Origin of the sequence: Pedobacter sp. PACM 27299 (assembly GCF_001412655.1) — a bacterium.
Taxonomy (GTDB): Bacteria; Bacteroidota; Bacteroidia; order Sphingobacteriales; family Sphingobacteriaceae; genus Pedobacter.
Window position 1 is genome coordinate 233,838 of sequence record NZ_CP012996.1, and the last position, 26,301, is coordinate 260,138.

24 protein-coding genes and 1 tRNA gene are annotated in these 26,301 nt (G+C 39.8%); 12 read left to right on the top strand and 13 right to left on the bottom strand.

Features of this window, described 5'->3' with window-relative positions; translation table 11 throughout:
* Positions 1-139 precede the first annotated feature (139 nt).
* Positions 140-3,043, bottom strand: coding sequence for a S9 family peptidase (locus AQ505_RS00940; RefSeq protein ID WP_062546448.1), 2,904 nt, complete (start codon positions 3,041-3,043; stop codon positions 140-142).
* Positions 3,044-3,192: 149 nt separating this feature from the next.
* On the opposite strand from AQ505_RS00940, the gene argH reads away from it, so the two are divergent.
* Positions 3,193-4,524 (top strand): argininosuccinate lyase, encoded by a 1,332-nt coding sequence (gene argH, locus AQ505_RS00945; protein WP_062546449.1) that lies wholly within the window; start codon positions 3,193-3,195, stop codon positions 4,522-4,524.
* A 24-nt stretch (positions 4,525-4,548) separates the two neighbouring features.
* A complete protein-coding gene (locus tag AQ505_RS00950) occupies positions 4,549-5,802 on the top strand; it encodes a pyridoxal phosphate-dependent aminotransferase (RefSeq protein ID WP_062546450.1) in 1,254 nt (417 codons plus the stop codon).
* 68 nt (positions 5,803-5,870) lie between these two features.
* Here the strand turns inward: AQ505_RS00950 and AQ505_RS00955 are convergent, their stop codons facing one another.
* A complete protein-coding gene (locus tag AQ505_RS00955) occupies positions 5,871-7,451 on the bottom strand; it encodes a peptide chain release factor 3 (protein ID WP_062546451.1) in 1,581 nt (526 codons plus the stop codon).
* Positions 7,452-7,604: 153 nt separating this feature from the next.
* A complete protein-coding gene (locus tag AQ505_RS00960; protein ID WP_062546452.1) occupies positions 7,605-9,029 on the bottom strand; it encodes a DUF6600 domain-containing protein in 1,425 nt (474 codons plus the stop codon).
* 298 nt (positions 9,030-9,327) lie between these two features.
* Between AQ505_RS00960 and AQ505_RS00965 the strand changes: the two genes are divergently transcribed.
* A complete protein-coding gene (locus AQ505_RS00965) occupies positions 9,328-10,041 on the top strand; it encodes an SAM-dependent methyltransferase (protein WP_062546453.1) in 714 nt (237 codons plus the stop codon).
* Positions 10,042-10,043: 2 nt separating this feature from the next.
* Here AQ505_RS00965 and nadD read toward each other — a convergent pair whose 3' ends face one another.
* From nadD to AQ505_RS00980, 3 genes are read right to left on the bottom strand one after another with little or no spacing between them, the layout of a single operon-like run.
* The gene (nadD, locus tag AQ505_RS00970) at positions 10,044-10,616 is read right to left on the bottom strand and encodes a nicotinate (nicotinamide) nucleotide adenylyltransferase (protein WP_062546454.1); all 573 of its coding nucleotides are present in this window, start codon (positions 10,614-10,616) and stop codon (positions 10,044-10,046) included.
* Complete coding sequence (gene gmk / locus AQ505_RS00975; protein WP_062546455.1) at positions 10,617-11,189, bottom strand: guanylate kinase; 573 nt, start codon at positions 11,187-11,189, stop codon at positions 10,617-10,619. It lies immediately after the preceding gene.
* 6 nt (positions 11,190-11,195) lie between these two features.
* On the bottom strand, positions 11,196-12,059 hold the full coding sequence (locus AQ505_RS00980; protein WP_062546456.1) for a YicC/YloC family endoribonuclease: 864 nt from the start codon (positions 12,057-12,059) through the stop codon (positions 11,196-11,198).
* A 230-nt stretch (positions 12,060-12,289) separates the two neighbouring features.
* Between AQ505_RS00980 and AQ505_RS00985 the strand changes: the two genes are divergently transcribed.
* A complete protein-coding gene (locus AQ505_RS00985) occupies positions 12,290-13,006 on the top strand; it encodes a hypothetical protein (protein ID WP_062550839.1) in 717 nt (238 codons plus the stop codon).
* 22 nt (positions 13,007-13,028) lie between these two features.
* On the opposite strand, the gene rnc is transcribed toward AQ505_RS00985, so the two are convergent.
* From rnc to AQ505_RS01000, 3 genes are all read right to left on the bottom strand, one after another.
* Positions 13,029-13,757, bottom strand: coding sequence for a ribonuclease III (gene rnc, locus AQ505_RS00990; protein ID WP_197286274.1), 729 nt, complete (start codon positions 13,755-13,757; stop codon positions 13,029-13,031).
* 62 nt (positions 13,758-13,819) lie between these two features.
* Positions 13,820-15,073 carry a beta-ketoacyl-ACP synthase II gene (gene fabF, locus AQ505_RS00995; RefSeq protein ID WP_062546457.1) on the bottom strand — a complete coding sequence of 418 codons (1,254 nt, stop codon included), beginning with the start codon at positions 15,071-15,073 and terminating at the stop codon, positions 13,820-13,822.
* 28 nt (positions 15,074-15,101) lie between these two features.
* Positions 15,102-15,338, bottom strand: coding sequence for an acyl carrier protein (locus tag AQ505_RS01000; RefSeq protein WP_008241990.1), 237 nt, complete (start codon positions 15,336-15,338; stop codon positions 15,102-15,104).
* A 159-nt stretch (positions 15,339-15,497) separates the two neighbouring features.
* On the opposite strand from AQ505_RS01000, the gene AQ505_RS01005 reads away from it, so the two are divergent.
* The 4 genes from AQ505_RS01005 to AQ505_RS01020 all read left to right on the top strand — a co-directional run bounded on the left by AQ505_RS01005 (position 15,498) and on the right by AQ505_RS01020 (position 18,156).
* The gene (locus tag AQ505_RS01005; RefSeq protein ID WP_062546458.1) at positions 15,498-15,917 is read left to right on the top strand and encodes an IPExxxVDY family protein; all 420 of its coding nucleotides are present in this window, start codon (positions 15,498-15,500) and stop codon (positions 15,915-15,917) included.
* Positions 15,918-16,056: 139 nt separating this feature from the next.
* Positions 16,057-17,487, top strand: a complete 1,431-nt coding sequence (gene pyk, locus AQ505_RS01010; RefSeq protein ID WP_062546459.1) for a pyruvate kinase — start codon at positions 16,057-16,059, stop codon at positions 17,485-17,487.
* A gap of 47 nt (positions 17,488-17,534) precedes the next feature.
* Positions 17,535-17,622: transfer RNA gene (locus AQ505_RS01015), tRNA-Ser, on the top strand.
* 261 nt (positions 17,623-17,883) lie between these two features.
* Positions 17,884-18,156 carry a hypothetical protein gene (locus AQ505_RS01020; RefSeq protein ID WP_062546460.1) on the top strand — a complete coding sequence of 91 codons (273 nt, stop codon included), beginning with the start codon at positions 17,884-17,886 and terminating at the stop codon, positions 18,154-18,156.
* A 113-nt stretch (positions 18,157-18,269) separates the two neighbouring features.
* Here AQ505_RS01020 and AQ505_RS01025 read toward each other — a convergent pair whose 3' ends face one another.
* From AQ505_RS01025 to AQ505_RS01035, 3 genes are all read right to left on the bottom strand, one after another.
* Positions 18,270-18,980, bottom strand: coding sequence for a hypothetical protein (locus AQ505_RS01025; RefSeq protein WP_062546461.1), 711 nt, complete (start codon positions 18,978-18,980; stop codon positions 18,270-18,272).
* A gap of 145 nt (positions 18,981-19,125) precedes the next feature.
* On the bottom strand, positions 19,126-19,560 hold the full coding sequence (locus tag AQ505_RS01030) for an SRPBCC family protein (protein WP_062546462.1): 435 nt from the start codon (positions 19,558-19,560) through the stop codon (positions 19,126-19,128).
* A gap of 151 nt (positions 19,561-19,711) precedes the next feature.
* Positions 19,712-20,305, bottom strand: coding sequence for a 2OG-Fe(II) oxygenase (locus AQ505_RS01035; protein WP_062546463.1), 594 nt, complete (start codon positions 20,303-20,305; stop codon positions 19,712-19,714).
* Between the two features lie 169 nt (positions 20,306-20,474).
* Between AQ505_RS01035 and AQ505_RS01040 the strand changes: the two genes are divergently transcribed.
* Positions 20,475-21,482, top strand: coding sequence for a TlpA disulfide reductase family protein (locus tag AQ505_RS01040; RefSeq protein WP_062546464.1), 1,008 nt, complete (start codon positions 20,475-20,477; stop codon positions 21,480-21,482).
* A gap of 183 nt (positions 21,483-21,665) precedes the next feature.
* On the opposite strand, the gene AQ505_RS01045 is transcribed toward AQ505_RS01040, so the two are convergent.
* Positions 21,666-22,400, bottom strand: coding sequence for an MIP/aquaporin family protein (locus AQ505_RS01045; RefSeq protein ID WP_062546465.1), 735 nt, complete (start codon positions 22,398-22,400; stop codon positions 21,666-21,668).
* Positions 22,401-22,783: 383 nt separating this feature from the next.
* On the opposite strand from AQ505_RS01045, the gene AQ505_RS01050 reads away from it, so the two are divergent.
* The 3 genes from AQ505_RS01050 to AQ505_RS01060 all read left to right on the top strand — a co-directional run bounded on the left by AQ505_RS01050 (position 22,784) and on the right by AQ505_RS01060 (position 26,291).
* On the top strand, positions 22,784-23,398 hold the full coding sequence (locus tag AQ505_RS01050) for a porin family protein (protein WP_062546466.1): 615 nt from the start codon (positions 22,784-22,786) through the stop codon (positions 23,396-23,398).
* 300 nt (positions 23,399-23,698) lie between these two features.
* A complete protein-coding gene (locus AQ505_RS01055; RefSeq protein WP_062546467.1) occupies positions 23,699-24,346 on the top strand; it encodes a porin family protein in 648 nt (215 codons plus the stop codon).
* Between the two features lie 208 nt (positions 24,347-24,554).
* Positions 24,555-26,291 carry a glycoside hydrolase family 3 protein gene (locus tag AQ505_RS01060; RefSeq protein ID WP_062546468.1) on the top strand — a complete coding sequence of 579 codons (1,737 nt, stop codon included), beginning with the start codon at positions 24,555-24,557 and terminating at the stop codon, positions 26,289-26,291.
* Positions 26,292-26,301 lie beyond the last annotated feature (10 nt).

Genomic DNA, 26,301 nt, shown 5'->3' on the forward strand with positions numbered 1-26,301 from the left:
TAAAGGAGATCAATAAATTCTCTTTGATTTGGGTAGACAGGGATGTGCTGATCATGACAATTTTGAAAAACACAGGCCACAAGATCAAAAATCTTGCGGCCTGTGTTTGTTGGAGATGTTTTCTTTATGGTTTTATGGGCTATTGTTCTTGCGTGTGATCAAATGCCCTGGCTTCCAGATGTTTTTCCATATCAGAGCGGTTAATTCCTTTTGCCCACCAATCCGGTGCAGGTTTATCTTTTAGCATATAGTCGAAATATTCCATCATGCGAACTGCATAATCCTTTCTGTTCGGCATTTTAGCAATCCCGTGATTTTCCCCGCGATAGGTAATCATTACGACCGGTTTATTTAACCTTCTCAGGCCGTTATAGTACTCAATACCTTGCGTATAATCTACCGCGCCGTCTTTATCATTGTGCAATAACAACAGTGGTGTTTGTACTTTTTTGATGTGGTAGATTGGAGAGTTGCGGGTAAAGGCATCCCAATTGTCCCAATAGCCAGGAGTTAATCTGCCCTGACTGGCTTCGAAAATCGCCTGATTGGTCCCTCCGCTATTCCAATAAATCAGACTGTACATACTGATCATATTAGTTAGTGGTGCACCCGCTGCGGCTGCTTTAAAGATGTTGGTTTGAGTAATCAGGAAGGAAGTCTGATAACCTCCCCAGGAGTGTCCGTGAATCGCTACGCGTTTCTCATCTACAATCCCGGTAGCAATCGCCGCTTTTACTGCCGGAACCACACAGGCCACTGCCGACATTCCCGGATCGTTTAACTTGTACTTGATGTCAGGCATTAAAACCGCATACCCATTGCTGTTATACATGGCCCTGTTGAAACCTCCACCAGGAAACGCAGGCATGGAGTAAACATTCATTTCATTGGTTAAGCGCTCGTAGATATAAGTGATGGTCGGATAACTTTTTCCTTCCTGATAGTTCGCCGGTAAGTATAAAACAGCTTGCAGTGAATCGCCGTTTGCACTCACATAGTTGATCAGTTTAACACCAGAAGACCAGGCATAATTGCGCTGATCAGGCGTGTTGTTGCTGATTTGCTTCGCGCTGGCAAGCGTAGCTGCGGTAGTGGAATACATTTCCGGGGATTTTTCATTGTCGTATTTCATGTAAATGAAAACATTGGCATCCGTCGCTTTCTTCAATCCTCCATAAACATGAGCATCTACAAAAAGTGGTTTGATGTTCGTTTTACCAGCTTCCAATAACCCAACGCCTGAATTCTTATTCTGCTGGTTGAAAACGAGGAAATATTGGTCTTTAGTCAAGTCTGTTCCCTTCTCTCTCTGGTAAATGGAAAACCGCTCTGTGACCTCCTGTTTTTTGCTTTTCCAGTGGTCAGAAAGAGAAACTGCCGTTTTTCCATCTGCAGAAATCCGCCATAAATCGTAGTTATCTTTGATCAGCGCATATTTAGAATCCGCAGACCAGCCGAAATTGGGCGTTTCCGGTTGAAGCACATTATGGTCGTCTAATTCATCCACAAAAGAGGATTTGATGTTTTTGGTCAGGTTATACTGTTCCAAAGTTTCCAGATTGATGCTGTAGAATGCGCCATCTTTACTGAAAGTAGCCCATTTTCCATTCGGAGAAAGGTTGAAAAGATCACGTCCTGCGGTGTAAAACTTCTCAAAAATACGCTTTTTATTCCCTGTTTTTAGGTCGATTACATAAATGTCGGTATAACCCTGTCCATCCAGATTCCTCATTAATTCATAGTTCGAGTCGTCATACCCAATTGCATATAGGTTTTTCGGAGCCATTACAACGTTTTTTAGCGTGCTGTCTGCCAGTTGACTGAATTTCTGATCAGCAATGCGGTAAGCACTCAGGTAGCTGTAATTTTTATCCCGGGTTTCCTGTGTTTGCTGCGCGGATTGCAGGCGTTTGTCCTGCCAGTTCCAAATGATCATATCTGGCTTTTCAATGTCAGCTTTTGCCAATGCCTTTTGGTCTGGTTTAGTTTTGCCAGTGCTGTCGGCCTTGGTTTTAACACTATCAGTTTTGCCGCTTGCATTGGTCGCTACAGGATTGCTGCCAGATTTCTTGTCGGTGCTGTCGGCTTTCTTTTCCTGAGCACTGATGCCAAAAAACAAACTCGCCTGGTCGTCAGACCAATAAGGTCTGCCATTGGCGCTAATGCCCATGTTAACTGGGAAATTCTTAGCTGATGCGCCATTAAAGGAAATCTTATTGCTCAGTTCTCCGGCAATTTTATTGATACCGATGACGGTAAACACGTCTTCTTTATATTTTTCATTCTTGTTGGACTTGAGTAGGGCAAAAGCATCTCCATCCTCGTTCCAGTTGATGTTTTTATAATTCGCCTTATCATTTTCCAACGCAGTAATCAGCCCGGTTTTCATGTCCCTGATGAAAATTCCGTTTCCATTTTGTCCATTTGCATCAATGATATAAGCCAGAACGTTTCCTGTCTTATTAAAGGCATATTCGGATACATTACCCAGGTTAAAACTCTTTTTTGTACTCAATTGATACAGTAGTAAATCGGTTCCTTTTGCCGCGTCTTTATCTTTTGACGCACTTTCTGCGGGTATGAAATGAATGGCGAGCCAATCTGGGTTGTCCGCAGAAAAACTGAAAGCCTTTACCTTTTCAAAAGTTGTCTTTTGATTCCCCGGCAAAGAAACCAGTAAAAGCTGATCGTAAAGTGGTTTCATGGTTTTCTTGACAGCTTTCACCTCCGCATCCTTCGCGGAAACTTTAAAAGCAGCATATTTAGCGTCTTTAGAAAAGAAAACAGGGGAGGCAGTTGCACCGATCGGATAAATGAAATTGAGGGTATCTGAAACTTTTCTGATCACCATTTGAAGGTCTCCTTCGGTAGGGCCCTTTGCCCAGGAAAGCCATTGTCCGTTAGGAGCCAGGCTATAGGTATTACTTCTGATGTAATTCCATTTGGAGACATCTTTCCAGCTCAGTGCCGGTTTTTGCTGTGCCAGTACCCCTGAACTGAAGGGTAGGAGCAAGAATAAGAGCGAATACTTGATTCTGTTCATTATGTTTGAAGGTTTCCCCTAAATTATTGTTTTAGTTTAACAATATTCTAATGTGACAAGAAAATTGTACAACCCTCCTTTATAGCGTAATTATTGTATTTTTGCAAAATACCTTTAGCCTTTAAAGAACCTAAACTATAGATTGATAAATGAAGATTTGGCAGAAAAACGTAGACGTAAATAAAGATATTGAAACTTTTACTGTAGGTAAAGACAGGGAACTGGATTTACAAATGGCAGCTTTTGATGTGCTGGGCTCTTTGGCTCATGTGGAAATGCTGGAGAGTATCGGCCTGTTAACCGCGCCGGAACTGGTAGAAATACAAACAGAATTGAAACATATTTACGCGGATATCGCCGCAGGGAAATTTACCATCGATGATACGGTAGAAGATGTACACTCGCAGGTAGAATGGCTGCTGACTCAGCGTATCGGCGAAGCGGGTAAGAAAATTCATAGCGGACGCTCCCGTAATGACCAGGTTCTGGTAGATTTAAAGCTTTATTTCAGAAGCTGTATTGAAGAAATGGTGGGCAATACCACTGTACTTTTTGAACAGCTGATCGAACTTAGTAATACTCATAAAGACAAGTTGCTTCCTGGTTATACGCATTTACAGATCGCCATGCCTTCCTCTTTTGGCCTATGGTTCGGTGCTTATGCGGAAAGTTTGGTAGATGATATGGAAATGATGCTGGCCGCTTATAAAATCTGCAACAAAAACCCACTGGGATCTGCAGCAGGTTATGGCTCTTCTTTTCCTTTGAACAGAACGATGACGACAGCATTGCTGGGTTTCGAAAGACTCAATTATAATGTGGTATATGCACAGATGGGACGCGGAAAAACGGAACGTGTATTGGCACAGGCAATGTCTTCAGTAGCGGCTTCATTAGCTAAAATGGCCATGGATGTGTGCTTGTTTATCAACCAGAATTTTGGATTTATCACTTTCCCTGATGAGTTAACCACCGGTTCGAGCATCATGCCTCATAAAAAGAACCCGGATGTTTTTGAATTGATCCGCTCCAGATGTAATAAAATCCAGGCGCTGCCGAATGAAATTGCATTGATGACTACAAATTTGCCTTCAGGATACCACCGCGACCTGCAGTTGCTAAAAGAAAACCTTTTCCCTGCCATTACTTCTCTGAATGAATGTCTGGAAATGACTACTTATATGCTGCAGCACATCCGCATTAAAGACCATATACTGACAGATAAAAAATATGCTTACCTGTTCAGCGTTGAAGTAGTAAACGAGCTGGCTTTAAAAGGGGTTCCTTTCAGAGAGGCTTATAAAATTGTTGGAGAATCCATTGAAATGGGCACTTTCTCACCCTCTACGGAATTAAATCATACCCATGAAGGCAGTATCGGTAATCTTTGCAATCCGGAAATTAAAGGGATGATGAATGAAGTACTCTCCCAGTTCAAATTTGAGAAAACGACTGCCGCAATTGAAAAATTGCTGGCTTAATTATTCATATATAAATAAAATACAATGAAAGTATCAGTATTAGCTAACACGCTTATCGGTTCGGAAATCATTAAAATTGGAAATGAAGTGAATGAAATGAAGCGGAAGGGTGCAGAAATTGCAAACCTGACCATCGGTGATTTCGACCCTTCTATTTTTCCAATTCCCGCTGAACTGAAAGAGGAAATTATTGATGCTTATCACCATAATCAAACCAATTATCCGCCTGCAGAAGGTATTTTACCATTGCGTGAAACGGTAGTTGGTGTTTTAAAAGACAGGTATGCCTTAAGTTACAGCAGTTCAGATATTCTGGTTGCAGGTGGATCCCGCCCTTTAATTTATGCAACCTATCTGGCCTTGATAGATCCGGGAGATAAAGTGATTTACCCGGCACCATCATGGAATAACAACCATTATTGTCACCTTTCTTCTGCCAAAGGAATTGCAGTGGAAACGACTGTAGAAAACAACTTCATGCCTACTGCAGCACAGTTGAAGCCTTATTTAAAAGGTGCCACCTTACTTGCTTTATGTTCCCCATTGAATCCTACAGGAACGATGTTTACCAGGGAACAGCTGGAAGAAATTTGTGATGCGGTCATCGCGGAAAACGACAGCAGGGCACCAGAGGATAAGCCTTTGTACATCATGTACGATCAGATTTATTCCTTACTGACTTTCGGTAAAGAACACATCAACCCTGTGAGTTTACGTCCGGAATTAAAAGATTACGTCATTTATATTGATGGAATTTCTAAATGTTTGTCGGCTACAGGAGTTCGTGTAGGATGGGCTTTCGGACCAGAAAATGTGATTGGGAAAATGAAATCAATACTGGGACACATTGGAGCATGGGCACCTAAAGCAGAACAAGTGGCCGTAGCGAAATATTTTAAAGATGCGACTTTGGTTGATCAGTACCTGACTTCCTTTAAAAAACAAGTTCAAAATAGCCTTGATGCACTTTACAATGGGTTCCAGGAATTGAAATCAGCAGGTTTTGCAGTAGATGCAGTGATCCCAATGGGCGCAATTTACCTGACGTTAAAGATCGATTATATCGGCAAAACGACTCCTGAAGGCAAGGTGTTGAAAAACAGCGCAGACGTGAATTTCTACCTCATCAAACAAGCTCAGGTGGCATTGGTACCCTTTTCTGCTTTCGGTACAGACGAAACGGTGAACTGGTTCCGCGCTTCGGTTGGTGGCTGTTCATTGAAAGATATTGAAAACATGATTCCTAGAATCAAAACCGCTTTGAGTCAGCTTAAATAAATACGATAAAAAAGAAGCCCCATAAAGTTCAATACTTTATGGGGCTTTTTCATGAACACTCCAGTCGTTTATTTAAACTCTGAAGTTTTGTGGAATTCAATATCCGGATAATCGCGCATGGTCATATTGATCATGAAATCATTATCCGCAAGGAATACCGGATTGCCATCCTTATCCTCGCCAATATGCTGTTGCTTTCTTTTCAGGAATTCGTCTAACTTTTTCTTGTCTTTAGAGGTCACCCAGTTTGAACGGCCATAACTTAAAGTACGGAAATGTGCTTTTGCACCGTATTCATGCTCCAGACGGAACGCAATCACCTCAAACTGCAGCTCACCAACTGCACCAATAATCTTACGGTTACCCGGTTGTGCGGTAAATAATTGCGCTACACCTTCTTCCGTAAGCTGTTGTATGCCTTTCTCCAGCTGTTTTGTACGCAATGGATCTTTATTCTCTACCTCTTTAAAAATCTCAGGAGAGAAGCTAGGAATCCCTTTAAACTTCAATTGTTCTCCTTCTGTTAAGGTATCTCCAATTTTAAAGTTTCCGCTGTCATATAGCCCAACAACATCTCCAGGCCATGCTTCTTCTACAATGCTTTTTTCATTGGCCATGAAATCCATTGGATTGGAGAATTTCAGTTTCTTCCCCTGACGCGTATGGTAATAGAATTTATTACGCTCAAATTTACCAGAGCAAACCCTTAAAAAGGCAATACGGTCACGGTGTTTTGGATCTAAATTGGCATGTATTTTAAACACAAAGCCACTAAAATTCTTTTCATCTACTTTCACTTCACGCTCTTCTGCTTCTCTGCTTCTAGGGCTAGGAGCGATTTGAACGAAAGTATCCAGCAATTCTTTAATCCCGAAGTTATTGATCGCACTACCAAAAAACACAGGAGCAAGTAAACCTTCTGTATACATGCTTTTGTCTATCTGCCCATAAACACCTTCTACCAGTTCCAGTTCGCTTTTCAAGCCATCCAGTTCCTTTGGTTTTAAGAAATTATTCAGGTTAGGATCATTCAGGTCGTTTACTTGAATTACTGACTCACTGATTTTAGTTTTATCCGGCTCAAAAAGATTCAGATGTTTGTTATATATGCTATATACACCTTTGAAAGTATGTCCCTGACCAATTGGCCAGGACAAAGGACAAAGACTGATGTTCAATTTATTTTCAATTTCGTCTAACAGATCGAAAGCATCTTTACCTTCACGGTCCATCTTATTGATAAAGATGATCACAGGAGTATTCCGCATCCGGCAAACAGCCATCAGTTTTTCGGTCTGCTCTTCCACACCTTTTACACAGTCAACCACCAAAATAACGCTGTCTACAGCGGATAAAGTACGGTAAGTATCTTCCGCGAAGTCCTTGTGACCTGGCGTATCTAATATATTGATGCGCTTTCCACTATATTCAAAGCCCATTACTGAGGTCGCCACGGAAATTCCACGCTGTTTCTCAATTTCCATAAAATCGGAAGTATTGCTTTGGTTTGCCTTGTTACGTTTAACCGCTCCGGCTGTATTTATTGCACCTCCAAAGAGTAAAAACTTCTCCGTAAGGGTAGTTTTTCCGGCATCGGGGTGACTGATAATAGCGAATGTTTTTCGTTTTTCTATTTCTGGGTGAATCATAAAGAATTAAGCCTGTTGTGCTTGATGAGGCTGCAAAGATAAATATAATATATAAAAGAAATCGTATTGCTTCCTATAGTGCTGCGGATCAGCAAGAGCGGACAAAAGAAAACCGGTCTGTGAGGACCGGTTTTCAATAATTTTCAAAAGAGATTATCCTCTTCCACCTCTGGAACTTCTTGTTCCTTCAGTTCTGCCTTCGCTGCTTCTGCCTTCAGAACGTGGAGGGGCGCTTTGACGCTCTTCCCGCTGCGGCTGCACTTGTGGCTGCCTTTGAGGTTCTGCTTGTCGCTGTGGCTCCTGCTGACGCTGCGGCTGTTGCTGTGGCATCGGCCTTTCTTGCCTTTCCGACCTTTGACTAGGCTGTGGATTCTGCTGCGGTTGAGGCATTTGCTGCGGTCTCTGTTCACGCTGTGGTCTAACCTGCGGCTGTGGCTGCTGTTGAGGTGCAGGCTGTTGCTGCTGCGGAACATTTGGAGACGAATTCGGCATTCTCGACGGGCGGTTTTCTCTGCCAGGATAAGTCCGGTCAGTTTGTGACGGATTTACCTCTGGATTCCGACCAGGTAAGGTCGAAGGGCTGTTGTTTTCTCTTGATGGTCTGTTTTCTGGCCTGCCGACTGTATTCCCCACATCAACATTCCCTGCATCATTTCTCGAAGGTCTGTTATTCGGTGAAGGATTCACATTGTCTCGATTTCCTCTGTCAGTACGGTCTGCACCAGGAGTTCTACCGCCGTTTATGCCCTCAGTTCTGGAAGGACGGCCAGTGGTTACCGTGTTGCGATCACCTCTGCTAAAGTTAGCATCCCCTTGAATTGAGTTTCTTGGTGCTTGTACAGTACCTCTTGCTTCCCTTGATGGCCTTGGATTGTAAATATTCAATTCATTGCCTCTGATCTCGCTTCTTCCTGATCTGTCGGTTCTGTTTACACGGTATACGGTCACGTCGCCTCTGGTTGCACGCCTTACATCATCGATCCTCGGACCTGTATAATAAGTCCTTCTGCCTCTTTCATAAGTATTATTTATGATCGTGGTATGGTGAATAATGGTCACATTTCTGCGAGAGTAATACCTTGGAAAACGGTCGTAATAAATGTTTGCCTGAGGAATAAATACCCACCAGTTATCAGGAATGCCAATATTGATGTTGATATTGAGGCCTGGACTTAAAGGTGCCCATCCATAGTATCCGCCACCACTTCTCCAGCTTACCCATGCCGGTCCCCAAACGGTATCAGGAATCCATAACCACTGTCTGTAGCGGTTATATACCCATCTTCCATAGTGAAACGGTGCCCATCCCCAGTCATAGTCAGACACCCAGGTATTGCCATATTCGGTCATTGCCCATCGGCCATTGCTATAATAAGGTCTAAAATCTTGTTGGTCAACATCAGGTCTCCATACATACCCATATTGTGGGTCTTGAATCCAGGTGCCGTAAGGAGAAAGCTCATCATAAAATGATTGGAGCGATACATCATCATCCTGCGCCATAGCGCGCTGCGTGAAACCGGTGATTAGGAGCAGTAGCCCCAGCACAATTGCCGGTAATTTGATTAACTTTTTCATCTGTGTGTGTGTTTAATTTACCTAACGCTTTTGATATATCAATTTGAGTTCCAATTCTTACAAATAGTTTAAAGCCTCGGAGAAATATTACATTAGGATTATGACATTTCACCTAATAATATTGGCTTTGGAGAGGTGTTTGATGATATTTAATTCGTTATCCTGCTTTCAATTTATTGACAATTTAGCAAAAATTATTTTTTATCATCGTTATAATATAGTCAGAATGCAATATTAAATCTCCGGTCTTGCTCTTTCCAGGAATATATTTTCTTCTTTTGTAAACAAAACACAACTTATGCAAAAAGGCACTTTATTTTTAATACCTGTTCCTCTGGCAGAAAATGCTGCTCAGAAATCTTTTACCCCTTTTCTTGGCGATACCATCAACTCCATCAGTACCTATATTGTGGAAAATGAAAAATCCGCCAGAAAATTCTTAAAAGAGGCTGGATTGAAAATGCCACAGAGTGAGCTGATCGTTCATGATTATGGCAAGCATCAGCGTAATGCCTCTTTAGCGCCTTATTTTAAAGAGCTGACTGCAGGAAAAGATGTTGGTCTGATGAGTGAAGCCGGATGTCCGGGAGTAGCAGATCCAGGTGCAGAAATCGTTGCCGAAGCACATAGAAGAGGGATCAAAGTGGTTCCTTTAGTAGGGCCGAGTTCTATCTTACAAGCTTTAATGGCTTCAGGATTTAATGGTCAGAGTTTTACTTTCCATGGATACCTGCCGATTGATAAGGTAGAAAGAGCAAAAAAAATTAAAGAAATCGAATTATTGTCGACAAAAAACAAGCAAACGCAAATTTTTATGGAGACACCATTCAGAAATAACCACTTGTTCGAAGACGTATTGAAAAATGCTTCCGCACACGCGATGTTATGTGTGGCTTCCAATATCAATGGCGAAGAGGAATACATTAAAACGTTATCGGTTACTTTCTGGAAAAAAGAACGCATCGACCTTCATAAAAAGCCAACCATCTTTCTGCTGTATAAGCCAGCTTAAAATTAGCGGTACATGTTTTTATTGTCCATGAAAGACAAGACATTATCCGGAACAAAATATTGAACATTTCTTCCATCTTTTAACGCTTTGCGAATAAAAGTGGAGGAAATGTCCATTTGTGGGGTATCCGTAATGGTAATTGAAGGATGATTTTCCCAATCTTTTATCTCTATACCAGGTCTTGGGTAGACAAAAATCTCATAATTTTTCAGCAGGGTCTCATAATTCTTCCACTTTTTAAGGGAAGCCAAGTTATCTGCACCCATGATCAGCACAAACTCCCGTCCAGGGTATTTTTCCTGCAAATAAGCTAAAGTATCAATGGTATAAGAGGGTTGAGGCAGTCCAAATTCAATGTCGCTCACTTTAATATGATCGGCGTTTTCCGTGGCGAGTTTTGCCATTTCCAAACGGTCGTACATATTGCCAAGCCCGGATTTATTTTTTAAGGGATTATGTGGGGAAACCACCAACCATACCTCTTTTAACCCGGTAAAACCCGCCATATAATTGGCGATCACCAAGTGTCCGATATGGATGGGATTAAAAGACCCAAAAAATAACCCTGTTTTCATTTATTTTTTATTGATAAAATCACCTACCAGTTTTTCAGCTTCTTTACAAGCTGTTTCTAGGTCAAAATTTTTCAGGATCACATCAAATTTCTCTGCATAAGCCAATTCTTTTTCCGCTTTTGTAAAGCGTTCCTGAAGTTTTTCCGGACTATCAGTACCCCTTCCTGTTAAACGTTCTTTCAGTACCTCTAAAGATGGTGGCTGAACAAATATGGCTAAAGCATTGTCTTCATATTTACGTTTCAGACGTAAGCCACCTTCTACGTCAATGTCAAAAATTACATGTTTCCCGGTATTCCAGATGCGTTCAATTTCAGACCGCAAAGTACCATAAAAAGTGCCATTGTATACTTCCTCGAATTCTACAAACTCCTGATGCGCTACTTTATGAAGAAAACTTTCCTGAGAGATGAAATAATAATCTTTTTCATGTTCCTCATCGCCTCTTGCCGGACGCGTAGTCGCTGAAATAGAGAAACTTAATGAAGGGAATTTCTGTAAAAGATGTTTTACGATAGTGGTTTTGCCTGCGCCGGAAGGTGCAGAAAATATAATGAGTTTACCTTGTGTCATGCTTACTTATAAAACGTTTAATAGTTGTTCTTTAATTTTCTCCAGCTCTTCTTTCATCCCTACTACTAACTGTTGTATTTGTGCATCATTTGCTTTAGCACCCATAGTATTGATTTCTCTGCCAATTTCCTGGGAGATGAATCCTAATTTTTTACCGTTGGCATCCTTACTTTTCAAAGTTGCTGTAAAATAATCACAGTGACTTTTCAGACGGGTTTTTTCTTCGGTAATGTCTAATTTATCAATGTAATAAATCAATTCCTGCTCTAAACGGTTCTGATCAACATTGATTTTACCCACGTTTTCTTCTAAAAACTGGTTCAATCTAGCCCTGATCTGTGGAATTCTTAGCGGTTCTAATTCTTCCACCTGAGCAAAAAATTGTAAGATATTTTTAATTCTAAGCTCTAAATCTGTCTTTAAAACATTTCCTTCTGTAAGTCGGAATTGATTAAAACTTTCTAAAGCTTTGCTGAATGTGCTGTATAAGATATCCCAGTCGCCCTCATTGATTTCTTCTTCCTGATAAGAGATGACCTCAGGGAAGCTCAAAACAGCCTGTAAAAGATTAGAGGAATTTGCACCCAGATCCACATTAATGGCTTCCAGCTGCTTGTAGTATTTACTCAATAACGCAGCATTGATGGTTGCACCTTTCAGACTTTCTTCGCCGCGGTCAATGTTAATAGCAACACTTACTTTTCCGCGCTCAATCTCTTTACTGCAAACATTACGCAACAACAACTCCTTTTCGGAGAAAGCCCTTGGAAGTTTTAAGTTGAGTTCTAAAAACTTACTGTTTAAAGACTTAATCTCTACTGCAAACTTGATGTTTTCATGATCAGTAGAGGCCAGGCCAAAGCCCGTCATTGATTTTATCATGTGCAAAGATATAATTTATTGTTAAAATGATTAAACCTATGTTACTTAATGACGCTGAGATCTCATTGGTTCCTAACCTTTTTCTGTTTTTATTGTTAAATATTGGCAGATTTTAACATTTGTAAAAAGTTAAAATAGCGTCATTAATGAGGATTTTAACTTTTTTTAACGTAATCGGTTGAAAAACTATGGTTAAGTTTACAAAAAAACGATACAAAATGAAGTTTCTACATCTCCTTACACTGTCATTTGGCGTGTTTTTCTTTACGGCGATGCCCTCTGCTTTCTCTCAAAAAGAGTTTTTACTAAGTGGAGCGGTAAAAGAACGGGGAACAAATTCCAGAATACAAAATGCTCAGGTGATCAATAAACGTAATGGATATACCGTTTTTACTACTGATTTAGGGCTTTTTCAAATCAAATCAGCAGTAGGAGATAGCTTGCTGATCATCAAAGCAGACTATTCAGATGGAGAAGTTGGTGTGTTTAGCACAGCAGATATCATGGTTTACCTAAGTAAAGGATCGACTTTGGAAGAAGTGAAGATATTTGGGCAGACGAAAAAGCAGGAAATGAACGATATCAAAAGAGAATTTAGAAATCAAGGCTCTTTTTATCAGGGGAAACCACCGCTTTTAGCGTACATATTTCAGCCTTTAACTGCAATGTATGAGCTATTTGGGCGTACCCCTAAAAATGCAAGAAGGTTTGGCCGATATTATGACAATGAGCTGAAGCAATCACAGGTAGATAACTTTTTTAATGAATCGCTGATCCAAAGTCAGACCGACTTAAAAGGAAAAGAACTGGAAGATTTTATGCTCAATTACAGACCGGATTATGAAAAATCCAGAAACTGGGCAGAATATGATGCCATCAAATATATTCGTGATTCCTATAAAAAATACAAGGAATCCTTAAATAAAACACCGTAAACAAGAAATTACGCTGGAGATATTAGATAGATAACGCTTCACACGCTTTTTCAGCGGCTAACTTCTCTGCATTCTTTTTATTGTAATCACGACCGATTCCATAGCTTTCACCCTCCACAACGGCGCTGATCGTGAATAGCTTAGCGCTATCTCCTTCTGTGTTTTGAATCATGTCAAAAGTAATATCTTTTCCATGACGCTGGCACCATTCAATCAATTTGCTCTTGAAATTCGTCTCTGTAAGTTCCAGGGTATGAATGTCTATGTAAGGCTTAATGATCCTTTTTAATAAGAAATCTTTAGTGTAATTATAGCCTTTATCCAGATATACCGCACCAACTAGCGCCTCAAAAGCATCCCCAAGCATGGAATGATGTTTGGTTTGAATGTTAACAGCCTTTTGATCAAATACCATCAGCTGGTCGAAACCCATCTTACGGGCAAGCTGATTCAGATTGGCCCTGTTCACAATTTTTGAACGCATTTCCGTTAAAAAGCCTTCTTCTTTGTAGGGATAGGCCTTAAACAATACTTCTGCGATGACAGAACCTAAAATCGCATCTCCAAGAAACTCAAGACGTTCATTACTGCTTCTGCTTCCGTTCTTCAGAACTTTTGCTACAGACCTGTGCCTGAATGCCATTTTGTATAAAACAGTATTTCCAGGAACAAAGCCTAAAATATTTTTTAGCTTTTTTATAAAGACCTTATCTGTCGAAAAATAAAGCTTGTACAGGTCGAATAACGGCATTAATTGTTACAAAAATTAGTGGATCATATTTGTGAATAGTCTCCTTTTATGGAGACTAATTATTATTCTTCGTACTTTTTGAATATCACAGATGCATTATGACCACCGAAGCCAAAAGTGTTGCTTTGTGCAGCACGAATGGTGCGTTTTTGTGCCTTGTTGAACGTGAAGTTTAATTTTGGATCACATTCAGGATCATCAGTAAAGTGATTGATTGTTGGTGGTACTATATCATTCTGGACAGCAAGAATCGCGGCAATCGCCTCAATTGCACCTGCAGCACCGAGTAAATGGCCTGTCATTGATTTTGTAGAGCTGATGTTTAGTTTGTAAGCATCTTCTCCGAATAAATCAACGATTGCTCTGCTTTCGGAGATATCTCCCAATGGGGTAGAAGTACCATGAACATTGATATAATCAATATCTGCGGTAGTTAAACCTGCATCTTTTAAAGCATTTGACATCACCATTCTTGCGCCAAGTCCCTGAGGGTGTGGTGCTGTAATGTGATTCGCGTCTGCGCTCATTCCTCCGCCTACTAATTCAGCATAGATTTTTGCACCACGTTTTTTGGCATGTTCCAATTCTTCCAGAATGATAGTTCCTGCACCTTCACCAGCAACAAATCCATCTCTGTCTTTGTCGAACGGCCTTGAAGCTGTTTTTGGATCGTCATTTCTAGTCGATAGTGCATGCATTGCATTGAATCCTCCGATTCCAGCCTCATTAATGATGGCCTCAGAACCTCCGCTAATGATCACGTCACACATATTCAAACGAATATAGTTGTAAGCATCAATCATGGCGTTAGTGGATGAAGCACAGGCAGATACAGTGGCAAAATTCGGTCCGCGCAATCCATATTTTATAGAAATATGGCCGGGAACGATGTCAATAATTACCTTAGGGATGAAGAACGGATTTATGCGTGGTGTACCATCGCCTAAAAAGAAGTTCTTCATTTCGTCCTGAAATGTTTTAAAACCGCCAATACCTGATCCCCAGATAACGCCGATACGGTTGCAATCTAATTGTGAAAAATCAAAATTGCCGTCCTTAACAGCCTCATCTGTTGATACTAAAGCGTATTGAACAAATGGATCTAACTTGCGGGCTTCTTTTTTGTCCAAAAAATCTTCAGGGTTGAAGTTTTTAAGTTCACATGCAAACTTCGTCTTGAACTTTGATGTGTCAAAACCTGTAATAGGGCCAGCGCCGCTCACGCCATTCAGCAAACCATCCCAGAATTCTGGGATCGTATTGCCAATTGGAGTGAGCGCACCTAACCCTGTAACTACTACTCTTTTTAATTCCATTTATACGGATTATACGGAGACCGTATTTTTACTTAACGTTTTTCTCTAAGTAAGCAATTGCTTGACCAACAGTACCAATAGTTTCAGCCTGATCATCAGGAATCGCTACATTGAATTCTTTTTCGAACTCCATAATAAGCTCTACTGTATCTAAAGAATCAGCACCTAAGTCGTTAGTGAAAGAAGCTTCTGGTGTAACTTCGTTTTCATCCACACCTAATTTTTCAACGATAATAGCCTTAACTCTTGAAGCAATATCAGACATAATGTTTATAATTTAATGGTTAAATAATTCAGTGCAAAGAAAAATAAATAATTACACATTTCAAATGTTTTTATTTCTCTTCCAATTTTAATGTTTTTATTTTGAACATTAATGTAAAATTAGTTTTATAATTTTGTAATTCCCGTAAAAAAGTGTGTTTTGAACAAAACTTATTTAAAACTGTCCTTAGACCTTGATTTTGTTTTAATCGCCATTACAGCTTCACTGAAGGATTATATGCTCTGTCATAAGGTCAATACTAGCCTTAATTTTGACTTCGAAAAGATTGATGATCACGAGGTTTACTTCAACGTAGATGAAAATCCCCTGGCCTTTTCTAAGTATTATTTTTTTGTGGAACAGGGAGAAATCGAGTACTACATCATCAATAATCGCAACGCAGAAGGGTTTTTGATCCCTGAAATGAATAAAGTTGACTTTTTTATGATAATTCATCAGTATATTGACAAAGAAGACCTAAATTTTATTTTAACAGGATTAAACAAACTAGCTGATATTCAGGTAGCTGCACAAATTGATCCGAAAAAGTTGAAGTCCCGTGAAAATTTGGTAATGTAAATTTTATATTGAAGGTGTATTAAATACACTATATTTGATTTTAGAAGACTCAGAAATAAAATATTAATAACCTGGCCAACATCGGTTTTAGACATCGAAACCTTCATTTTGTTGGTCCATATAAATTTAAGTAACCAAAATGAAACCATTTCATTCCAGAACAAAAATCGTAGCGACGCTTGGTCCTGCTTCAGCTAAACCAGAAGTTCTATTTAGCATGTTTAATGCCGGACTTGACGTATGCAGATTAAACTTTTCACACGGTTCTCAGGCAGATCACCAGGAAGTACTAAATACCATCCGCAGTCTTAATAAAAAACACAATTATAACGTAGGTATTCTGGCTGATTTACAGGGTCCTAAGATTAGAATTGGAATGGTGAAAGACGGTGGTATTCACTTAGTTAACGGTAACAGAACGGTCATCACGACTAAAGAATGTATCGGTAACGAAGAACGTATTTACATCACTTATACGACTTTCCCTCAAGACGTTAAACCAGGTGAAATCATCTTGTTAGATGACGGAAAACTTCAAATGAGAGTGATCGAAACTAACTTGGTTGACGAGGTAGTTTGTGAGATCGTTCATGGTGGTATCCTGACTTCAAGAAAAGGGGTTAACCTTCCAAACACTAAAGTTTCTATCCCTTCACTTACTGTGGAAGACCGTAAAAACTTAGAGTTTGTATTAGAAAATGATGTAGAGTGGATCGGACTTTCTTTTGTTCGTAACGCCGCTGATATCGTTGAATTAAAAGAGATTATCAAACAAAGAGGTAAAACTGCACGTGTCATTGCGAAGATTGAAAAACCTGAGGCAATTGCCAATATTGATGAAATCATTGCTGTTTCCGACGGTATCATGGTTGCCCGTGGTGATCTGGGTGTGGAAATGCCAATGGAAGAAGTTCCATTGTTGCAAAAGATGATTGTTCAGAAATGTAGAGCAGCTTCGAAACCAGTAATTATTGCAACTCAGATGCTGGAAAGCATGATCACTACACCAAGGCCAACACGTGCTGAAGTGAATGATGTTGCCAACTCGGTATTAGACGGTGCAGATGCAGTGATGCTAAGTGGAGAGACTTCAGTAGGTGAATTCCCGCTGATTGTTATTGAAACCATGCAAAAAATCATTCAGAACATCGAGGTAAACAACTATCCATTCCACCCGGAGAAGTTCCTTAAACCGAAATCTGATAGCTTCCTGAGCGATGCAATTTGCGATACAGCTTGTTTCTTATCAAAACAAACTAACGCCGTTGGTATCGTTTCTATGACGGTAAGTGGTTATACTGCTTTCGAAATTTCAAGTCACAGGCCAAAAGCATTAACTTATATCTTCACCAGCAATGTGTCGCTATTGAATACATTGAGCTTATTATGGGGCGTACAAGGTTTCTATTATGATAAGTTTGACAGTACGGACGATACCATTCAGGACGTAAATAACTTACTAAAAGAATACAAAATGATTAAAAAAGGTGATGTGATCATCAATACAGCGGCTATCCCAATGGAGAAAAAAGGGAAAACCAATATGTTGAAAATTACAGTAATTGATTAATCACTTGTAGCAATCAAAAATTTTTCTACTTTTGCAATCCGCAAAAAGGAGAGATGTCCGAGTGGCTGAAGGAGCACGCTTGGAAAGCGTGTGTACCTCAAAAGGGTATCGAGGGTTCGAATCCCTCTCTCTCCGCGAATTACAAAAGTATCAAAAGGCTTTCAGCATCTGCTGGAAGCCTTTTTTGTAAAGCCCACTTAGCGAAGTCAGGCAAATGGCAAAGAGGCTAAAGTGCTTCCTTCTGGAAAGGGATGAGTAGGGGGCTGGTAGGGCCGTGCTAGGGCCAATTGAGGTAAATAGCCCTTCGGGCAGTTTGAATAATGCCTTTTAGCCTCTTTAATTCGCCTTTCGCAAAATAAACAGTTTATTAAGCGTACCTTGCGCTTTTACCTGATTATGAGCGATATTACAAAAGAGTTGCACCAGGGTGCAGATGAGAAAAAGAGACTGGAGTTTGAGGAAAAACTTAAGCAAATTGCTCTGAAATATGATCGCTGGTTTAGTGGCCATACAAATAAAGATACAGGTGACAAACCTGATAAAATTCAAAACTATTTCCGTTACTTCCAAAATCATGAAGGATTAACCCAACTTTATATTAAAGATGGTATGCCAATAGAAGTTGATTTGGACTGTAGAGAGGCCTTTAAGGCAACCTTTAAAGCTTAAAACACCAAATTTATTCGCTTCATTCCTACCATTGCCGATTTGTCTGTTCTTCCTTTTTTCATACCATGAAACAGGGAAGAAGAGATGAGTCTTTGGGTTTTTAATATCCCAGGTTATTCGAACACAAAAAAAGGCTTGAGTAATGGAAGGCTTTTAAAATCTTTAGGAGCTAGGGCATCTTCGCCTTTTATTTTCCAGACTTTGAGGTCTTTAATGGCTGCATCTCCGTTGATGGCAAAGCCGAACTGTCCTTTTGGTTTTACAAAACCTGTACTATCCTTAAATGATAGCACAGCTTCCTGATTGATCCAGATAAAAAACTGATTTCCTGATCTTTGTATTTTCCAATCTTGCCAATCCGTTTGTTTGATTCTTTTTACCTTGGGCATGATGCCGATATGGCCGGTACTGTGAACAAATGTACCTCTGTTTTCTAAATCGGCAAACAAGGACCGATCTTCTAAAGCCACTTTATTTTCGAGTTGATTGAGTAGAATTCCTAGAAATTTGGAGCCATTTAAGTTCAGCATAACTTCAAACAAATAGGTTTTTGGTGCAGCCATTGCCGAAAATGTTAAAATAAAATCTTCAGGTAATGGTTTATTGGCTAGTAAAATTGCCCAGTTCAGATCTTTGCTGCCATATAAAGCCTGATCCTTGAGCTCCCAGCTACCATTGACAGTTAACCATTTTTTTTGGTCCAGGTTCTTTTTAAAATTTTCTTCAAAAATCAATTTACTTTGAGCATGAGCAGTAAATTCGGTGCTGAAAGTTAAAAGAGCAGTTAGAAACGTGGCTGAGATGAATTTTGGGAACTTGATCATACGATAAGAAAGGGCAGAATATTGCTGAAATCAGTTCTCAAATATAGGAATTGCAGTTGGGCTCTCTCCAAAAAAGAGTCGGGATTTCTGCAATTCCTATGAGCAGTTATTTCGAAGTTGAGCCCTATCTCGCCCTTTCTTTCATTCATAATTGCCTGGCAGACTCTACGTATCTCTTGAAACTATCCATAATCGCCTGCCAGCCATTCCTTTGCATCTCTATAGGATTTTGCCCCTCCGCTTCAAAACTTTCCGTAATTTTTACCCCATCAGCATTTTTTTCGAAGGTGATTTTTACTTTTCTACCATCACCAAGGGTGTAGCGCATCAGTTCATAAGGGATTACCTCATCATAAACACCTCCAAAATCAAACCCAAAACTTCCGTCTTTGGCTTCCATTCTAGAGTTGAATTTTCCGCCGGTACGTAAATCGTTTTCCGCCTTAGTGGTATGCCAGTCGTCGGATGCAGCACTCCATTTGGTAATGTGCGATGGGTCGTTCCAGGCTTTCCAAATGATGTCAATAGGGGCATTTACAGTAGCTGCTACCGTAATTACGGTTTGATCTTTTGTTGTCATCTTTTTTCTTTAATTGGTTGATGAATTAAAGTTAATGGTAATTTGTCGATTTGCTAGGGGTAAAAGCAACAATGTGTGCGGTAATTTACGACCATCCCATTTGAGTAAGAAACACTCTTCTGTAATCCATTAGCCACTCTTTTACAATTGATTAGTCGACTTTTAACCAGCCAGTAATGCTCATTCTGGGCTTATTCGTTACTAAAACTTCGTGTTCCAGTTCACTGCTTTTAAAAAACACACTCTTCCCGTCCATAGGGGGGATATTTTGCAGACCATTGGTATGGTGGACGCACAATTCACCACCATCGGCAAGTTGCCAATCCGCATTTAAATACATAATCATGGAGTATTGCCTGCTGGTATTTGTTCGAAACTGATCCAGGTGCTTTTTATAGAAACTGCCTTTTTCATAGAGGGTATAATGGAATTCATAGCCTGTAATTCCTGTGTAGCAAGTGCTGTTCAGGTAGCTCACAAAACAATCCATTAGATCAAAAAAGGCATTTTCATGAGGGTCATTGTGTGAGCGATCAAGCCAATAAATGCGATCACTTCGAAATAGTTTGTCGGGAACAACAATGGTCTCGTTGCCTGTTCCTGCGGATAATAGTTGGTTTCCCTGGTAGAGCCGTGTCAAATTATTTTTTAAATGACCTGATAAATTTTCATTTAAAAAGAGGTCTGCTATGCCAACTTTATCTTCTATAAAGCTGTCAATTAGCGTATTAAATATTTTTTCCAATGGAAAGGTACGGCGCGATCGGGGCGTAATTGCCCTTATCTGGTGAAGGTAGTTTTTATTAGTGGTAACTGATTGTATGTCAGTAACATTTATAATAACTAAAAGTCTATGGAATTAGTAGTTTAATTGTTTATATTTGTCCTGTTAAAGATTAAAACAGCTCAAGACCATGAACATATTTAAATTTTCCATTTTAGGACTATTGCTGGGCAGCACTGCCATTCATGCACAGGACAATAGCAAGGTAACCATTACAGGAACTCTTAAGGGGGCGAATACAGGGAAAGTATACCTTCAGAAATTCGACAATAAAATGTTTAAAACGCTGGATTCTGCGGAAGTAAAGAACGGCACATTTAAGTTTAGTAAAAGCTTGAAATTACCAGAACTTTATGGTTTGACAGTCGATAAGGAGCAAAGTCCACTGTATGTGTTCCTGGAGAAAGGCCAGGTGAATGTTACGCTTGATCCGGAAAAATATTATAGAAATTCAGTGGTAACTGGTTCCGTTTCCAATGATCTTTTTACCAGTTATAAACAAGAAAAAGACGTTAAAATTGAAGAGTTCATCAAAAAGAACCCTGCTTCCTTAGTGTCTGCGTATGTGTTGTACAGAGATTTTTCTTACAGATTAACGCCAGAAGAAATCAATCAAAGCCTACAACTATTAGACCCGACATTACAAAGTACACCTTACGTGGCGGTATTAAAAGACCTGGTGAATGTGCTGAACGCTGTAAGCATTGGAAAAAAAGCACCGGATTTTGAAGGCAATACGCCGGAAGGAAAAACAATTAAACTTTCTGATCATTTTGGAAAATACCTATTGCTTGATTTTTGGGCTTCTTGGTGTGGTCCATGCAGAAGAGAAAATCCAAATCTGGTAAAGGCTTATCAGAAATACCATGAGAAAGGATTTGATATATTCGCAGTCTCTTTAGATAAATCAAAAGAAGCCTGGTTAAAAGGAATTAAAGATGATAACCTGAGCTGGACTCATGTGTCTGATCTGGCCTTTTGGAATAGCGCTCCTGCGAAGTTATACGGAGTAAGGGCAATCCCTGCAAATGTATTGATCGATCCAAATGGAGTGATTATAGCAAGAAACCTGACTGGTGAGGACCTGGAAAATAAACTTGCAGAGTTATTGGCAACACCATTAGCGAAAACGAAATAAGGTGATATACTCAGGTATAACGTTAATCTAAAATTGAAAGAGCACTTCAGACTAAGATTTTGGATCGGCTACAGAAAACCCGATAGTATACACCTACGGTCACGGTAGGTGTATACTGCAAGCCCTCAAAAAACAGCTAGTTTCTTGAGGGCTTTTTAACTTGCAGAAAAGAAAAGGGCTACCTTATGCCTGATGTAAGTATATGTTGAGAAATGCTGCCAATGCGCTGCCGATGAGCGGGCCAGCAATAGGAATCCAGGCATAAGCCCAGCCACTATCTCCTTTACCATGAACGGGTAATATCGCATGCATAATTCTTGGTCCCAGATCTCTGGCCGGATTAATCGCATAACCTGTCGTTCCTCCAAGCGACAATCCAATTACCCAAACGAGAAAAGCTACAGGGATTGCACCTAAGGATCCCAATCCTATGGCTGTTTTTTCGCTGCCTAATGCTGCGTCGGTAAAGTGAAGAATGGTAAATATCAATACAAAAGTTCCAATGATTTCAGAGATAAGGTTGGACCAATTATTTTTAATCGCTGGAGCAGTACAAAAAGTAGCCTGTTTTGCACCTTGATCTGCGGTTGGTTTATAATGGTCTTTGTACGTTAACCATACCAGAAATGCACCTAAAAAGGCACCTATAAATTGGGCTGCAATATATAATGGTACTTTTGCCCAGCTGAATTTTCCGGCAATGGCCAGACCAATGGAAACGGCAGGATTCAGGTGTGCACCACTATATGGGCCAGCAACAACTACACCGACAAAAACGGCCAGCGCCCAGGCAGTTGTGATGACAATCCAACCTCCATTATTTCCTTTGGTGCCGGATAAAACCACATTTGCGACTACCCCATTTCCCAAAAGTATCATTAGCATTGTGCCGATTACCTCGGCCGAAAATTCCGACATTTCTATAGATTTAAATTTTAATAATCAACCAAGCGTAATTATACGTAAGTATAAACAATCGTTATCGAAACTAAAAGAAAGCGAATTGAAATATTTCAGCACCCCCTTTTTCAGCCTTGCTTTGCGTCAACAGCAGGAAATCTCCAATAAGCCTCATTTATAACAAGAATTTTAAGAAGTTGGAGAGGCTAGCTTCTAATTGTATCAAATTTAATACAATTAAGGCGGGCCATAAAACCTTAGATAAAATAAGCTTTATCTTTTTGTTGAATCCGGTAAAGCACTTTAAATGAGCCATTAAAGATCGTTTTGCCAAAATGAAGGGAGCACTACCGGTATCATGGCACATTTCTTTCTAAGCCCCTCCAATAAAACAACACATTATGAAAAAGATCATCATTTTGGCAATATGCCTATTCACCGCAGGTGCTGTAAATGCACAGAGCCCTATCAGATTTGGGGTCAAGGCGGGATTAAACCTCCCTAATATTATTAAAGGAGATGGAAATAACGATTATGATACTAAAGTAAATCCTGGATTTAATGCCGGTATTACCTTAGATATCATGTTGATCAAAGGATTGGCCTTTACGCCAGAACTATTGTATTCCACGAAAGGTTATAAGTTGGAAACACCACTAGGTGAATTTAAACAGACCACTCATTTTATTGATATTCCAATTCTAGCCAGTATTAATTTAGGTGGCTCAGGATTAAATCTGGTTGTAGGACCTCAGGTTTCTTTCTTAACTTCCACTAAAAATAAGTATTCAAGCAACTTCGGATCCTCTGTAGAAGAGGAATTCAGAGAAGATTCTGATAAGTTTAAAAAGAGCCTTGTAGGGGGTGTAATAGGATTTAGATACGATATTAATGACAAATTTGACCTTCATGGTCGTTATGCACTGGATTTCCAGAAAAATAACGAAGATGGAACGAAAAGAACTCCTGAATACAAAAATCAGGTATTCTCAGTAGGTGTTGGTGTAAAATTCTAGTACCTGTCTTTGTCAGAAAAGGAATGCTCTAACCGAGCATTCCTTTTTTTGTGCTTTCTTCAGCTCTTTTCGGTGTTAGAGACAATTAGGATTGACTCCCTGCTTTTTTTAGGTGTGTGGAATTTCGGACAATTCATCTATAGGTCAGGTGAAAGTCACAAGGTTGTGTTTGACTTTATGGTATTGATAGTCAGCGGTGTTTTATCCGGGTAATCATTCTTTTTCCCCTTTAAATCTAAGTTTTTGGCATGGTTATTACATTAGCCTGTCCGAATTTTAAAATAATTAAAATCGATAACTATGAAAAAATTATTCATTATAGGATTGGGTCTGACGATGAGCAGTCTGGCCTTCAGAGCAAATGCACAACAATCACAAAGTGCAGCAAATGATCAGATGAGGTTCGGTATTAGAGCAGGAGCAAATCTGATGAACATGGGTAAGATCTCTATTGGTGATCAAAATTATTCCACAGATTCAAAAGTGGGATTTCAGGCGGGTGTATATGCTGACTTACCTTTAGGTGGTGGTTTTGCATTTTTACCTGAGGTAATGTACTCGCAAAAAGGAGGTAAAGTGAAAGAAACTTTTGCAGGAAATACTTCCGAATTCGATTCTAAAATAGGTTACCTGGATGTGCCAATTCTGATTGGGTTCAGACCAGCTCCGGAATTTACTGTTTTTGCAGGTCCTCAGGTTTCCTTCTTACTTTCTCAGGAGTCTTCATTTAAAGTGAATGGTGAACAGGTAGGAGATAACTTTACGAACAAAAAGGATTACAAGAAATCTATTGCTGGTGGAGTTGTGGGTGTTGGATACAGCATTACACCGAACATCAATATAAATGGAAGGTATGCGATGGACTTTCAAAAATCATTTAATGATGATTTAAACCAGGATAAATTGAAAAATAAAGGTTTTGCCCTATCATTGGGTTATACTTTTTAAGTGTTATAGATTTATCTGATTAAGTATAAAAACTTTTTCTATTGTGAGAGGCCTGTATCATTGTTTATGATGCAGGCCTTTTTTTTAACAGATAGAATTGATGATGATCCTCTGATTTGGGTTTAGTTTGCCCTGATCACCGACCCTAAACGAAAGCATTCTCCCTGTTTTTTTATTTATATTTGAAATTTAACCGAACACTAGCTCAATGAAATTTAAGTACCCCATATTTGTCTTTATTTTCTCTTTAACGGGGCTTTCTGCCGTTTTTTCACAAGAATTGCAGTCATCCAAATCAGCATCGCAGCGTAAAAGCTATATAGAAACGTTGTCTAGTCCCAATCCATGGGTCGACTCTGTGTTTAACAAATTAAATAAACGCCAGAAAATCGCCCAGTTGTTTTTTGTGAGGGCACATACCGATATGGGCAAAGTGTTTGAAGATTCCATTGCCAATGTGGTGAAGAAAGAACGGATCGGTGGACTTGTATTTTTTCAGGGAGGGCCGGGCAGACAAGCCATCCTGACCAATAAATACCAGGCTTTGGCTCGCGTGCCTTTATTGATTACTTCTGATGGTGAATGGGGATTGGGGATGCGTTTAGACAGCAGCATTTCTTACCCTTACCAAATGGCCTTAGGGGCGGTTCAAGAAAAAGAACTGATTTATAGAATGGGTTTGGAAGTAGCGAAAGATTACAAACGGATTGGGATGCACATGAATCTGGCCCCAGATGTAGATGTGAATAATAACCCTAAAAATCCAGTTATCAATTACCGGTCTTTTGGTGAAAATAAATACAATGTAACCGCTAAAGCTTCGGCTTATATGAAAGGAATGCAGGATGGCGGACTATTGGTTAGCTTGAAACATTTTCCAGGTCATGGGGATACCGATGTAGATTCTCATTACGATTTGCCAAAACTGCCATTTTCAAAACAAAGGTTGGACAGTATGGAAATTTATCCTTTTCGTGAACTGATCAAAGAGGGAGCAGCAGGAGTGATGATCGCACACATGAACATTCCGGCATTGGACAATACACCTAATATGCCTTCTACTTTGTCAAAACCGATCGTTACGGGTATCTTAAAAGAAGAACTTGGCTTTAAAGGGATTATTATTTCTGATGCGATGGGCATGAAAGGAGTAGTGAAATATTTTAAAGATGGAGAGGCTGATGTGATGGGCATAATTGCAGGCAATGACATCCTGGAGCTTTCAGAAAATAGTGCAAGGGCAATTAAACTTGTGAGGAAAGCCGTTAGAGAAGGCCGAATTCCTATGGAACGCATAGATGAAAGTGTAAAGAAAATCCTGACCGCTAAGTATTGGGCAGGACTGAACGTAAAAGACACGGTAGATGAAAAGAATGTCTATGCGGAAATTAACCGACCGGAAAGTAAAGTGCTGTTGCAGCAGCTTGCAGATGCCTCGATGACTTTGTTAAGGGGAAAACAATACCTAAAGACGCTTGCTGCTCAAAAGAGAACAGCAATTATTAGTATTGGTACCCCTCAGGTGACGACCTTCCAGGAGGATCTGGGTAAATTTTATAAAAACTCTGTTTTTTATACTTTGGATAAAACCGCAAATGCCAATGCTATTGCGAAGGTATTAAAAGAGGTGGGCAACTTTGATCAGGTAATAATTGGGATTCATGATACAAGAACCCGCCCTGGGAATGGAATCGTGTTGAGCGCAGATCTGAAAATGTTTATTAAAAGCATGGCCGATAAAAATGCCGTATTTGCTTTATTTGCGAATCCATATAATCTGGCTGCTTTGCCAGGGCTGGAAAATAGCAAAGTACTGGTGGTTGCTTATCAAAAGGAGGATTTTATGCAGCGTGCAGCATCGTCTGTAATTAAAAATCAATTGACAACCTCTGGAAAATTACCGGTTACCGTGAATACTTTCTTTAAGTATGGTGATGGTGAGTAATGTGCTGGAA